This window comes from Paenibacillus sp. FSL K6-0276, assembly GCF_037977235.1.
GTDB lineage: Bacteria > Bacillota > Bacilli > Paenibacillales > Paenibacillaceae > Paenibacillus_AQ.
Window position 1 is genome coordinate 3380277 of sequence record NZ_CP150276.1, and the last position, 13257, is coordinate 3393533.

12 protein-coding genes are annotated in these 13257 nt (G+C 43.4%); 5 read left to right on the forward strand and 7 right to left on the reverse strand.

From position 1 onward, the window contains the following. Window positions 1-32 precede the first annotated feature (32 nt). The 3 genes from MHH52_RS16005 to MHH52_RS16015 all read right to left on the reverse strand — a co-directional run bounded on the left by MHH52_RS16005 (window position 33) and on the right by MHH52_RS16015 (window position 3451). A complete protein-coding gene (locus tag MHH52_RS16005; protein ID WP_340003557.1) occupies window positions 33-1007 on the reverse strand; it encodes a DUF4179 domain-containing protein in 975 nt (324 codons plus the stop codon). Further along, the gene (locus MHH52_RS16010) at window positions 1000-1536 is read right to left on the reverse strand and encodes a sigma-70 family RNA polymerase sigma factor (RefSeq protein WP_340003558.1); all 537 of its coding nucleotides are present in this window, start codon (window positions 1534-1536) and stop codon (window positions 1000-1002) included. The genes MHH52_RS16005 and MHH52_RS16010 overlap by 8 nt, the downstream gene beginning before the upstream one ends. Before the next feature lie 166 nt (window positions 1537-1702). After that, window positions 1703-3451 (reverse strand): ABC transporter ATP-binding protein, encoded by a 1749-nt coding sequence (locus MHH52_RS16015; RefSeq protein ID WP_313637428.1) that lies wholly within the window; start codon window positions 3449-3451, stop codon window positions 1703-1705. 124 nt (window positions 3452-3575) lie between these two features. On the opposite strand from MHH52_RS16015, the gene MHH52_RS16020 reads away from it, so the two are divergent. Continuing rightward, window positions 3576-4091: a hypothetical protein gene (locus tag MHH52_RS16020; protein WP_042128412.1), complete on the forward strand. Its 516-nt coding sequence runs from the start codon at window positions 3576-3578 to the stop codon at window positions 4089-4091. A 76-nt stretch (window positions 4092-4167) separates the two neighbouring features. Here the strand turns inward: MHH52_RS16020 and MHH52_RS16025 are convergent, their stop codons facing one another. Continuing rightward, window positions 4168-4485, reverse strand: a complete 318-nt coding sequence (locus tag MHH52_RS16025) for a HesB/YadR/YfhF family protein (protein ID WP_340003559.1) — start codon at window positions 4483-4485, stop codon at window positions 4168-4170. A gap of 604 nt (window positions 4486-5089) precedes the next feature. Here MHH52_RS16025 and MHH52_RS16030 point away from each other — a divergent pair. The 3 genes from MHH52_RS16030 (at window position 5090) to MHH52_RS16040 (ending at window position 10333) form a co-directional block, all read left to right on the forward strand. Beyond that, entirely contained in the window at window positions 5090-6838 is a 1749-nt protein-coding gene (locus MHH52_RS16030) for an ABC transporter transmembrane domain-containing protein (RefSeq protein ID WP_340009686.1), read from the forward strand. Between the two features lie 46 nt (window positions 6839-6884). Then, window positions 6885-8972, forward strand: a complete 2088-nt coding sequence (locus MHH52_RS16035; protein ID WP_340003560.1) for an ABC transporter ATP-binding protein — start codon at window positions 6885-6887, stop codon at window positions 8970-8972. 107 nt (window positions 8973-9079) lie between these two features. After that, on the forward strand, window positions 9080-10333 hold the full coding sequence (locus MHH52_RS16040) for a winged helix DNA-binding domain-containing protein (protein ID WP_340003561.1): 1254 nt from the start codon (window positions 9080-9082) through the stop codon (window positions 10331-10333). Here MHH52_RS16040 and MHH52_RS16045 read toward each other — a convergent pair. The 3 genes from MHH52_RS16045 to MHH52_RS16055 form a co-directional block, all read right to left on the reverse strand. Continuing rightward, on the reverse strand, window positions 10310-10774 hold the full coding sequence (locus tag MHH52_RS16045) for a hypothetical protein (protein ID WP_340003562.1): 465 nt from the start codon (window positions 10772-10774) through the stop codon (window positions 10310-10312). The genes MHH52_RS16040 and MHH52_RS16045 overlap by 24 nt on opposite strands. A 238-nt stretch (window positions 10775-11012) precedes the next feature. After that, a complete protein-coding gene (locus tag MHH52_RS16050) occupies window positions 11013-11360 on the reverse strand; it encodes a four-helix bundle copper-binding protein (protein ID WP_313637421.1) in 348 nt (115 codons plus the stop codon). 94 nt (window positions 11361-11454) lie between these two features. Continuing rightward, entirely contained in the window at window positions 11455-12480 is a 1026-nt protein-coding gene (locus tag MHH52_RS16055; RefSeq protein WP_340003563.1) for a GTP-binding protein, read from the reverse strand. A gap of 172 nt (window positions 12481-12652) precedes the next feature. Here MHH52_RS16055 and MHH52_RS16060 point away from each other — a divergent pair, with 172 nt between their 5' ends. Further along, complete coding sequence (locus MHH52_RS16060) at window positions 12653-13165, forward strand: MogA/MoaB family molybdenum cofactor biosynthesis protein (RefSeq protein WP_340003564.1); 513 nt, start codon at window positions 12653-12655, stop codon at window positions 13163-13165. Window positions 13166-13257 lie beyond the last annotated feature (92 nt).

Consider the following 13257-nt stretch of genomic DNA (forward strand, 5'->3'; position numbering starts at 1 on the left):
ACTAACGAGAGAATCGCTGCTCTACTGTCTTTTTATTCAGCCTGAGAAATAGACTGTGGAATTTCCTGAGAAGATCGTTTTTCTACAAACAATAAATCTCCAATACCATACTCGGTTTGAATTTTTTTCAACTGATCCAAAGCTTCTGCTTCAGTATTGAAATATCCAGCTTCCACGAGGAATAATCCCTTCTGATCCTTCAATACGCGTACGTCCTTTAACTCGAATAGCATTTCTTCAGCCATTCCCTGACTCTCGCCGGAAGGTTCTGAGACCGTTCTAAGCGAATATATAGAAGTTCCTTCCCCCACGTCACCCTTCTTATCCTTCAATGTAATTGCCACCTGAGCTGGATCTTTATATTCCTTCACCTCATAAGCAACCGGCTCTTTTAAAGTTACATTGAAACGTATAGCCGAGTCATCCAATGTTATTAAAGGATACGCATCCTGAACATACTTACTTTGTTTTAAAGTCTCGAGATCTTTGACAGCTGAGAAATTTCTAGCCCCATGCACAGTAACGGTCATTATAGAAGGATTGTCCGTGAATTTCACATTATACGAGCTTGCAAGGTCTTGTGTATTGTCCGAATTCGCAAAGTTCAGGATCATTTGATCACTGTTCTTATCTTGTTTCAACGAAATGAAATTAACATCTACTCCATCCTGAATCGTGCCGCCTCCTGCACTTCCATCCGTAAATTTCAATACACTTACCAGCTTACCGAGAACCGGCACATCATGTAAACTGTCTGCGAAGGCCGGTACTGTATTTACGCCCACCGTAAAAGAAATTAATATAGCTGCTGCAACTGATCCTGTCCATTTCAATCCACTCATTTTTGTTCCTCTTTTCACTTGTTTAGTTTGATTATCTAGTTGATGACTTTGATCTTGTTTATATTGCTTTCCTCTTTCTATGCCTTTACGAGAAGCCAATGACAATTCTTCAGGGATTTCAATATCGCTGTATGCTTGCTGCAAACGTTCAAGTCGATTATCCAAAGTATCCACTCCCCTTCAAATTAATTTTTAATTTTCCTAATCCCCGATAAATGACAGATTTTATGGAACTCTCTGGCATGTCCAACACTTCAGCAATTCCCTTTATGGGCAAGTCTTCAAAATATCTCATGACAATGATCATTCTTGATCTTTCATCTAGGACACTTAATGCCTCCTGAAGATCGATGACATCTTCAATGGGTTTAGAAACGTAGCTGGCCTCGGGATCTTTGTCCATATACACGACTTTTTTAGATTTTCGGATAAAATCCAAGGCACAATTGACAGCTATTTTTATGATCCAAGTTTTAAAATATTGAGGTTGCTGTAGTTTATGAATAGAGATATACGCTTTATAGACGGTCTCCTGTACAATCTCCAGCGCATCATCTTTATTCCTCACATAGGAGTATGCCATACGGTAAATCCGCTCTTGCATCCCGTCAATCAATGCTGTAAAGCTGTCCTCATCACCCGCTATCGCCATTTCCTCCAGCTCAGTTGTATACAAGTTCTCACTACCTTTCATGTTGCTTATATTTTTTAGACGCCCGTGATATTCAAAAAGACTCAAGTGGAGTTCAAATTATTTTCCAAGATATAAAATACTGTGCTCAAATCATCTCTTTAAATTCAAAAAGTGGCCTTCTCTCCGGAGAAGACCACTAAAGTATTTAAAGAAATGTTAGATCGTATCAAGCATCCAAATGCTGCACATTAAACAACCTCGCATAACTTCCATCTATCGCCATCAATTGTTCGTGGGTACCACGCTCCGTGATTTCACCGTTCTCAAGCACCACAATTTGATCAGCATGTGTAATCGTAGACAGTCTATGTGCGACAATTAGTGTAGTACGTTCCGACGAGAGGGATTGCAGCGCTTGCTGAATTAAATGCTCCGATTCCAGATCTAGCGCTGATGTAGCTTCGTCTAATATAAGTACCTTCGGGTCTTTGAGAAACACCCTTGCAATGGCTACCCGTTGCTTCTGTCCTCCAGACAGCTTCACTCCACGCTCTCCCACTTCTGTGTCATAGCCTAACGGCAGCTGCTCAATAAAATCATGCGCGTTGGCAGCTTTCGCCGCTGAGAGGATTTCATTCTCCGTTGCTTCAGGATTACCAAACCGAATATTGTCACGTACAGATCCACTGAACAAGAAATTATCTTGAAGCACCATCCCGACGGATCTTCGCAAACTCTCTTGCGTCAAATCCTGTATATCCTGACCATCCATCTGAAGGCTCCCCTTGCTGATGTCATAGAATCGTGGGATCAAGCTTATGAGAGAGGACTTCCCACCACCACTCATTCCGACAAAAGCGACGGTCTGTCCAGGTTTGATACTTAAATTGATATCCTTCAGTACCCATTCATTCTCTTCATTATATTTGAACCATACATTATGAAAATCTATTTCACCTCGTGCATTAGTCAGAGGTCTCGCTCCCGGTTTATCCACGATATCATAAGGCTCATCCAGAAGCTCAAGCACCCGTTCAAGGGAAGCCGAGGCCTGTGTGAGCACTGTCGAGGAATTAATCAAACGCCGCAGCGGCGCATACATTCGGTCAAGATATCCGAAGAAAGCAACAAAGGTTCCTACCGTCAAATTACCGTGAATAACTTGATAACCACCGTAACCGATGACCAGAAGTGGTGCAATATCCGTTAGTGTATTGATGATTGCAAAGGTAATTGCGTTCCAGCGGGTTTGAGCCATCGCTTTTTTGAGAAAGTTACCGTTGATATCTTCAAACTGCTTCTGATCCACTTTTTCCATGGTGAAACTGCGAATAACCGCTATGCCTTGAATCCGTTCATGAAGATAGCCTTGAATGCCAGCCAGAGCTTGCGAACGGTCTTTGGTTAACACCTTAAGTCGCTTATACAATTTACTTACCGCGAAGGCGTAAAACGGAAGTACAGCGATAGATACTAGCGCCAGCACCGGATTCAAATAAAACATAAAACCGAGCGCAAACACTAGCGTAAATAAATCCAGCCATACATTCATCATGCCGACTTCTACTAAATTTTTGGTCTGTTCCACATCATTAATAAATCTCGAAATCGCTTCGCCCACTTTTGTATTCTGATAATACCGCAGCGACAACCGCTGTAAGTGACTGTATAGCTTATTACGCATATCGAACAATACCTTGCTTGTAATCAGCTGAGCAAAATACTGACGGTAATACTCCACCGGTCCCCTCACGATTACGAATAAAATAAAAGCGCCTCCGAGGATAAGCATCAATTGGGATACCCGCTCCTCTACGCTCATGACAGGGTTCATTAGCAGGTCATCGACTACGTATTTCAGAATCATAGGCAATGTCAACGGGATGCTGAACTTGATCATTCCTATAAAGAGCGTAAACACAATCCATTTCATGTAAGGGCGTACGAAAGTAAAATATGATTTCCATTGTTTCACAGGATTATTCTGTCCTTTCTCTTTACTGAGTTGCTAAGTACAGTTGACTTTTGCGCTCTACAGTGTTTTTATATTTTTAAGTCCATAAGTACGATAGCAGTACCCGAACTTCAGGAGGATAAAGATGTCTAGACAATTTGTGACGGAAGCCGTCATGATGGCGATTTACGGCCAACTTCTCATATCGAGCAGCCCTGTAGAATATATAGTGCCTTATACGACCGTGATGGAATTATACGAACTGCGAGACAGCGATGATCCGTTAATGAACCGTCCAGATGATGACAAGCATGTCAAACTCAAGATTGGTGAGCTCATTGCCTATTTCGAAGAGCCACTTAATGCTAAAAAAATCAACCGCTGTCTGGCCGTTCCTTGGGCAAAAAGCTCTGGTATATTGCTCGGCGGACAATCAAAGATTACCATTATTAATAGCATGGATACCGCTGTCTACGGCGAAACGTTCGATCCCATCGAAACGGAACTACTATTGTCCTCTCAACGTGAGAAGGTGCCTATTCTTACCGATCAATTCGAGCTGATTCAACGCATTATTGAAGGCGGAGTCCCTGTTCAAGTATACGACATTGACGATTTCGATTTTGCTATGGAGGAAGAAACATTCCGCAATTCGCACTGATTATATCAACGTAGAAAAAGCCCCTGCCTTTTGGCAAGGGCTTTTCATCATTAGTTAATAAACAAAATTAAGACATTTAAACCTGTATGCCGCCAGGCACCGATTTAGCTTCATACTTATATTCAATGTCATCCTCTGCTTCAGAATACACAATAGTTAAGCCGTAGCCTTCCATATACCATAAGTCCTGCTCCTCCATGTAGAACACAATACCGTCTTGTTCAACTTGTATTGCCGGACGTCCAGGTGCTTCTGTTGCGATACCCAGTGAGAAGCCAGGGTGAAGTCCACCTCCCGAGCTATAACGGGGAAATAAACGAATATAGTCTCCATTGTTAAGATCCAGTTCTCTTTTAAACCAAGCTGCCGCTGCTTGACTAATTTCCATGTTCATCTCTCTCAGCTCCTTTGTATAGTCTAATCATACTGAAAATGAATCGATATTCAAACACCTTTATACAATTAATAATTTCCCAAGCTCCTCAAAAATTAATTTGACAACTTTGCAAAGCGAGTGATAAACTCTGAACATAACTTACCGTCTACTAGTTATTACCAAAAGTTATTATTAAATCAATGAAAGGGGTGAGCGCGGTGTTTACGAAGTTACAGCCATATCATATTACTATTGTTGGAATTTCCAATCAACCGAATACCGAAGCAGCCCAAGTGGTGAAACCGTCCTGAAGTTCCCTGCGAGTGTAATTGATCGTATAACTTTAGTTCTTGAAGGTCTCTCACATGCCTGGTGCTGTAAAGCACCGTGCGCATGATAGCTGTAAATTACAGGCATATCGTCCGTTTTCGGATGATATGCCTTTTTTGTTTAAATATAAGAATTTATATATTCCACGATATAAATTTTCCTTATATTTCTACGAGAAACGGTTGTCATCTTTGAAGGACGACAACGTCGTTTTTTCTTGGCTGTTGAGATAACCACTTGCACTTTTACCAACGACACAGCTATTATTACAACCCGAAAGGAAGGGATTTACTTGTTCTCCGTTCTCCGCAATCTCGGCTGGTTCTTTCGTCGAGAAAAAAGGCGTTACCTGATTGGCCTTATCTTACTTATTGGTGTAGGTGTTCTTGAATTATTCCCCCCTCGTCTGCTAGGCAATGCCATTGACGACATAGTACGCGGTTCAATTACTACAGCATCTCTAGCCAAGTATATCGGTATGATCTTCATTTTACTGTTAGTTATTTATTGGATTACCTACATATGGATGCACAAATTATTCGGAGGTTCCAACCTCGTAGAGCGCCTGCTGCGCTCGCGATTTATGAATCATCTGATGACCATGACTCCATCGTTTTTCGAACGTAATAGAACCGGCGACCTGATGGCTCGGGCAACCAATGATATCAGAGCTGTCTCAGCTACCGTTGGTTTCGGGATGCTCACACTGGTGGATTCTACAATCTACCTCACAGTCGTACTGTTCGCAATGGGTTTTCTCGTCAGCTGGAAGCTGACTCTTGCAGCAGTCTTACCATTACCACTAATTGCAATAGCTATGATTTTTTATGGTAAAGCGATCCATGATCGTTACAGCTTAGCACAAGATGCGTTCGGAGATATGAATGATCAGGTGCTCGAATCTGTCTCAGGTGTGCGAGTTATCCGTGCTTATGTCCAAGAGAGGCTCGATGAGAAGCGATTCTCGGATATTACAGAAGATGTATACAACAAGAACATGGCCGTCGCCCGTGTCGATGCCTTCTTCGAACCGACGATTCGGTTCTGCGTAGGACTCAGCTACATTATCGGTCTTACCTATGGGATTTATCTTGTGTTCCGTAATCAGATCACGCTAGGTGATCTTGTCTCCTTCAATATGTACCTCGGAATGATCGTTTGGCCGATGTTCGCCATTGGAGAGCTAATTAACATCATGCAACGTGGTGGTGCCTCTCTCGAACGTATTGATGAGACGCTAAATTCCAAAGCTGATGTTCAGAGTGCTACCAACCCGGTTCATGTTGCTAATCCTACCCGAATTGAACTTAACGATGTGACCTTCCGTTATCCCTCATCGACGATTGACAATCTAACTAATGTCAGTCTGACCTTGAACCAAGGGCAAACACTAGGTGTAGTCGGTCGTACGGGAAGCGGTAAATCAACGTTGCTCAAACAGCTGCTTCGTGAATATCCGACAGGCAATGGTGAAATTCTCATCTCTGGTGTTCCTATTCAACAGATTTCATTGGATCAACTACACAGCTGGATGGGTTATGTTCCTCAAGAACAGATCCTTTTCTCCAAATCAGTACGTCAGAATATTCAATTTGGTTTAGACAACGCGGATGACGATACGATCATGAAAGCCATCACAGCTGCCGCCTTCCAAAATGACTTAGGAACTTTATCCGATGGTTTAGATACGTTGGTTGGTGAACGTGGTGTGTCCTTATCCGGTGGTCAAAAACAACGTGTATCCTTATCCAGAGCATTTATCGCAAATCCAGATGTACTGATTCTGGACGATGCCTTATCCGCTGTTGACGCTCGTACTGAAGCTCAGATCATTGAGAATATTCGCCAAGAGCGTGCGGGAAAGACTACATTGATCTCTACGCACCGCCTCTCTGCTGTTCAACATGCCGACATGATCATCGTACTTGATAACGGACATATCGTTGAACGTGGTACGCATCAAGAGCTACTGGATTTGAATGGGTGGTACCGTGAGCAGTATGACCGGCAGCAAGTAGAGAATAATTTATCGAATGATTAAAGACATACTAGCTATGACTATGCAAAATTTTTAGGAGGTGTCACCGTTGACAAAGAGCACAGGCAAACGCCTGCTTGAATACGCATTGACCGCAAAAAAAACTTTTATCGCAGCCCTTCTACTCCTCTCCATCGGGGTAGCGGCTGAGCTGGCAGGTCCATTTATCGCCAAAAGCATGATTGACAATCATATGCTGGCCATCGAAAAGCCTTATTTTAGCACTACGTCTCCAGATGAGGCGGTTCAGTATAACAATACTTATTACAAACGCGGAGACCGTTTTGAACCAGGGGAACCTAAAGGTCAAGAAATTCGCATTCTTCAAGAGGGAAGAAGTTTCTACTTTATTAACGAACCCGTAACACAGCCTGATGGTGAGCGAAAATTCAGCAATGGGGAAATGCATATCACGCGCGGGCATGACGAAGCTATCTATCCTGCGGTTAAGCTTTCAGGTGATGAGCTTTTCGCTTTTTACAAACCTGAACTACCTGGCATTTATCAGTTAGTCGGTTTGTACGCTATATTCCTAGTGATCTCGATCTTTGCTGAATTCGGTAAAACCTATTGGCTACAATCTTCGGCAAATCAGGTTATTCGAAAACTGCGGACCGATGTGTATGCGCATATCCAGCGCCTTCCGGTTTACTTTTTTGACAACTTGCCAGCAGGTAAGGTAGTGTCCCGCGTAACCAATGATACCGAGGCGATTAAGGATCTATTTATTGCCGTTCTCTCCAATTTCAGTACCGGTATTATTAATATTACTGGCGTTTACATCGCCTTGTTCTTGCTCGACGTTCGACTTGGTCTGATCAGCTTGTTCATCATCCCGATTCTTATTCTATGGATCGTGCTCTATCGCAAAATTGCTACAAAATACAATACAATCATCCGCTCACGTCTGAGTGAGATCAACGCAATCATTAATGAATCAATTCAAGGAATGTCCATTGTTCGTATATTCCGCCGTCAGAAGCAGCTTGGTGAAGAATTTGAGCATCTGAACGATGACTACTTGAAATATCAGAATAAAATGCTGAATCTGAATGCCTTCACCTCCCACAACCTGGTGAACTCTCTGCGCAGTCTCTCTTTTGTGATGGTGCTTTGGTATTTCGGACATGGCAGTATTACGGGTTCTACATTTGTATCTTTAGGTGTTCTGTACGCCTTCGTCGATGTACTTGGACGTTTGTTCCAACCGATTACTGGTATGGTGAATCAGCTCGCAAACCTCGACACTTCTATGGTGTCTGCGGGTCGTGTATTTACACTTATGGATGAGCCCGGAGAGAATGTTACCGACGGTTCCATGCCGCGCTATAAAGGAAAAGTGGAATTTAAAAACGTATCCTTTGCTTATAAAAAAGACTTCGTCCTTCGCGATATTTCCTTTGAAGCACGCCCTGGTGAAACTGTTGCTCTTGTGGGTCACACGGGATCTGGTAAAAGCTCGATTATCAACTTGTTATTCCGGTTCTATGATCCACAAAAAGGGGAAATCACGATTGATGGCCAGAAGGTTACAGATATTCCGAAGCAATGGCTACGCAATCACATGGGGATTGTTCTTCAAGACCCTTACCTCTTCACTGGCACTATTGCTTCCAATGTCAGCCTAGGGGATGAACGAATCTCACGCGAACGGGTTGAACGGGCTTTACGGGAAGTCGGAGCAGATAAATTGCTAGCCCACCTTCCTCAAGGTTTTAATGAACCTGTTATTGAAAAAGGGAGCACCCTATCAGCAGGTCAGCGGCAATTGATTTCTTTTGCCAGAGCGCTCTCCTTCGACCCAGCTATTCTGATTCTTGATGAAGCTACCTCCAATATCGATACGGAGACAGAAAGCGTCATTCAAGATGCGCTAGAAGTCCTTAAAAAAGGACGCACCACATTCATCATCGCGCACCGTCTATCCACGATTCGCAGTGCAGATCAGATTCTTGTTCTGCATCACGGCGAGATCGTAGAACGCGGTAGCCACGATGAGCTAATGGCACTCGGCGGTAGATACTTCCGGATGTATCAGCTACAAGTAGGCGCTGGTTCTAACAGTATAGACAATAATAATGGTGCACCCTCCCAACCTTCGTTAGGTAGCTTGCAACCATCGTTTGAGAAAATGTAATCGATGCCCTGAGTCATATCCAGTGATTCAGGGTTTTTCTATACTTGATATTAGAACGTTTGTTCTGTAAAATGAAAAATAATACATATAGGTGGAGGAGGCATTTGATGCATACATACACTATAACTAAGAAGCAAGCTCGACTTTTTCTCCTGGCTCACCAAAAGTTAACTACGGGTGCTCTTCCTGCCGGTAAACTTAGCATTTATGATTATGTCCGTCACGTAGGCTGTATTCAATATGATCCACTTAACATCGCAGGCCATAACCATGAGCTTGTCCTCCAAGCACGAGTTCCCGGGTTTACACCTGAACTAGCCCAAGAGCTACTGTATCAAGACAGACTTCTATTAGATGGCTGGGACAAGAACATGTCCATTTATTGTACCGAGGACTGGCCTTATTTTAAACGTAGAAGAGAGGCATCAGCCTCGTATCATCAAGTCAATGAGCCTGTAATGGTTACAGTAGAGCAGGTTCGGGAAGAGCTATTAAAGCGTGGTCCCCTCTCCTCTCTGGATCTAGATGGTAAGGACAAGGTAGATTGGGCTTGGGCTCCGGCTAGATTAACACGGGCCGCTTTGGAAAGTATGTACTTTTGGGGTGAAGTAGTCGTTCATCATCGTGTTCATACCCGTCGTTATTACGATTTCACTGAACGTCTGCTTCCTCATAATCTTTTAAACACTGAAGATCCTAACCCCACTGATGAACAATTTCATGATTGGTATGTGCTGCGTAGAATAGGCAGCATCGGAATGCTATGGAATAAATCCGGAGACGGATGGCTTGGTATTTCCGGTCTGAAGAGCAAGGAGCGTAATGCAGCGATTCAAAGGCTGTTACTGACGGACTGTCTCAGGGAAGTTCTAGTGGAGGGTATTAAGCTTCCTCTCTACATCCGTAGCATGGACGCTCTAACCTTAGAAGCTGTAATACAGCAGGAGTCTGAAGATGCTGAGAGTCATTCAAGTTATTCGTTTGCGGCTGCATTAGCTCCACTAGATAACTTGTTATGGGATCGAGAATTAATCCGACAATTATTTGGATTTCATTACCGCTGGGAAGTCTATAAACCTGCCTTGGAACGGGAGTATGGTTATTATGTACTGCCGTTATTATATAATGATCGTTTTATTGGGAGATTTGAACCGGTGATGGATAAGAAGAGCCAAACATTGAACATTGTGAATTGGTGGTGGGAACCAGGTGAGCGCCTAACGCCAGAGATGCTTCCGGCATTAGGCGAAGCACTATCTGCACTCTCACGCTGCGTTAGAGCTTCTAAGATTCAATTTAGACCGGAGGTTGTAGAGGATTGCGGGTTAGAAGGATTATTAGAACAAAGTCTCCTCTTCTAACCCCAGCTTCGTGAACATTTCTGTGCAATAGCCCTGTAATTTGATTTCTAGCCTTCTAGCTTTATTTTTGAATCGTTTTAACTCCACGATCATTTTTGCCCTTCCAGCAGGGGTGAACGTTTCTTGTATCCGTTCTTTGAAATAATCGTGAACGATATGATTACGTTGTTTCCACACTTCTTCTAGCTGAGCGGTTTCTTGCTCCGAGAAAGGAAAGTGATGCTGGATTTCTTTGATGAGTTGACCGAGTGAATTGCTGAGTTTTCGCTGATACAGATCAGTCAGATCTGCTTCCGTGGGCGCTTTCCCTTGTGATAATTTGGTGAGCAATAACAAATTGGTCAACTGCTGTTCTAAGGCTTGACCATAATAGACTGCTAGTCCAAAATACGCAAATAACTCCTTCGATTGTTCACTCTCTGGTACTTGTGTATGCTTCATCTTTCCCCTCACTTCTGTATGCCCTGCCAGGGGCCTATAATAAACTGGTATCATCCAGGTGATTCGAAGAAGTATGTGTTCCCTTTCACATCTACTGTTAATTCTCCAGTTCCTTGCAAATTTCCTCTTCTAGAATCGAAATTATATCTGTGATAAAAAGAAAACCCGACCATTGCTGTACATATACAGCAATGGTCGGGTCATTAACTTGTTATATAGTGAGTTAGGATATACAACCTTATGCGTATACCTTAACAGCATCGCTAATCAAACGGCACGCCTCAGCACATCTGCGGCAGGCATCGATACATTCCTGACAATGAGTATGTATATGCTTGCTGCTTTCATTTGCACAGGCTTCACAAATTTCTGCACACAGACGGAGAATTCCGGATACAAACGGACTTTGGCGGGTCATCGCTTGTATGGCGTAAGAGCAAATATCCGCACATTCACGATCCAGTCGCATGCTTTCACGCAGAGAAGCAAGATCATATTCTTTTAGGCTTGAGACATAGCTATAATTACAGGCATTCATACTTTCTAGACAAGCGTCAATGCACTCCTGATATTGAATTCGGGTCATAGCCTTAAACCTCCTGTATTTTTATAGGGTATGCGATACTATTAACCTACAAGATTAGGAATGAACCATTACAACTTCTGACAAGGAGAACTAATTACAGACTTCTTTTAACTGTGCCAGGACGAACGAAAGTGCGTCGCTCCATCTCCAAGAGCCTAGTGCGTAGTTCACTAGATGAGAAATGTTCACCGATAAATACGGCTACGTCAGGCACTTCGCCCTGTGGTGTAATTTTCATAAAATCAGCTTCACGATAGGCATATTGGAAAAGAAACCGGCTGGAGGTGTCATTAAAGGTCACGATCCCTTTAGCTCTATATACATCTCGCGGCAGTTCCTTAACGAACTGTTCGAATTCCTCACTGTTTACCGGACGTTTGAAATAATGTGTGTACGCCATAACGTGATCGTGGGTAGCATGTGTGCCACCTGTAGTATGTTCATCTTCATCATGTACGGAACTTTCATTGACGTCTCCAACCTCTTCCAGTTGTGCATCCGTAAGCACTCCACCTGCATTACGCAGAAGCTCCTCTGTTTCCACCTCACAAAGCACAGTTGGCAGGATAGGAGCATATGAGTTCCATTTCCGCAGTACAGCGGTAACCTCTTCTACCTCTTCAACTGTCACACGATCGACTTTATTCAATATTAAGACAGAAGCGCAGCGAATCTGCTCCTGCATCAAGCGATAAGTTGCCCCCTGCTGTGCGCGATACAGTTCAAGAAGATGCGCGGCGTCAACGACGGTGATCAAGCTTTTCAGTTCAACTTTTTGATATAACGAAATCTCGGTTACTCCATCCACAATTTCCAGCGGATTCGCAGCGCCTGTTGCCTCAATCACTACGACATCCGGAGACTCCTTCTTGATCAGTGTTGCTAGCTCTGTACTGAGATCACTTCGGATAGAACAGCATATGCATCCACCAAGTAGTTCTGCCATAGGGACAGTTTGCTCAACTAGCAATCCATCCAAGTTCACTTCACCCAGCTCATTCATCACTACTGCGGGGCGTAAACCCTGACTTTTCCAATGATCTAGTAGGCGCTGCAGCAATGTTGTTTTGCCGCTGCCCAGAAATCCTGACAATATATACACAGGTACGACCTGTTCCATGTTTCATCGCTCCCCAGCAAATTACAGTTATGTGTAGCGAGTGTACTACATGCGCGCGAAGCACGCAAGCTGCACCCAAAATTCCAGCTGCATTCTGTGGGTATAAGTCAGCTTGTCTTTACTTCAGCTATACCCTATCATAATAACATCTCTAATTTAGGAGTTGAGCCATTTGTCATCTGTTGAAGAACATCGGAAAGAAGCGCCTCAAACCGTTTCCTGCTATATCATTACTGTCTCGGACACTAGGACTACTGAAACAGATACCGGAGGAGCTTTGATTAAATCTTTGCTCGAAGAAGCCGGGTATGAAGTGATAGGCAGCACCATTATTAAAGACAATTATCAGGATATTCGTGAGCTACTGTATAAATGCGTCGATCATACCGGAATAGAAGCCGTTCTACTGACTGGTGGAACAGGGATTTCTCCACGAGATACGACCTATGAAGCTGTTTCCTCTTTACTAGATAAAACATTACCCGGCTTCGGTGAGATTTTTCGGATGCTAAGCTTCGCAGAGGACATCGGTTCAGCCGCTATTCTTAGTCGAGCTATCGCCGGTACCATGGGAAAGACCGCAATCTTCTCTATGCCAGGCTCTACTGGAGCCGTTAAACTGGCTATGGAACGGTTAATTATGCCGGAACTTCGCCATGTTATGCGCGAAATTTACAAGCATTAAACAAGTACCCATTTTTATATACAATAGACAAACAACCAATCAGGCTTTTGTTCTGTGCGTATAATACGGTAAGTTCACACACAAAGGAGCTG

Bases quoted from the DNA above. Each gene is read 5' to 3' on its own strand.
- MHH52_RS16050 (WP_313637421.1), bottom strand. From the start codon at position 11,360: ATGACCCGAATTCAATATCAGGAGTGCATTGACGCTTGTCTAGAAAGT.
- MHH52_RS16040 (WP_340003561.1), top strand. From the start codon at position 9,080: ATGCATACATACACTATAACTAAGAAGCAAGCTCGACTTTTTCTCCTG.
- MHH52_RS16055 (WP_340003563.1), bottom strand. From the start codon at position 12,480: ATGGAACAGGTCGTACCTGTGTATATATTGTCAGGATTTCTGGGCAGC.
- MHH52_RS16020 (WP_042128412.1), top strand. From the start codon at position 3,576: ATGTCTAGACAATTTGTGACGGAAGCCGTCATGATGGCGATTTACGGC.
- MHH52_RS16010 (WP_340003558.1), bottom strand. From the start codon at position 1,536: ATGAAAGGTAGTGAGAACTTGTATACAACTGAGCTGGAGGAAATGGCG.
- MHH52_RS16045 (WP_340003562.1), bottom strand. From the start codon at position 10,774: ATGAAGCATACACAAGTACCAGAGAGTGAACAATCGAAGGAGTTATTT.
- MHH52_RS16025 (WP_340003559.1), bottom strand. From the start codon at position 4,485: ATGAACATGGAAATTAGTCAAGCAGCGGCAGCTTGGTTTAAAAGAGAA.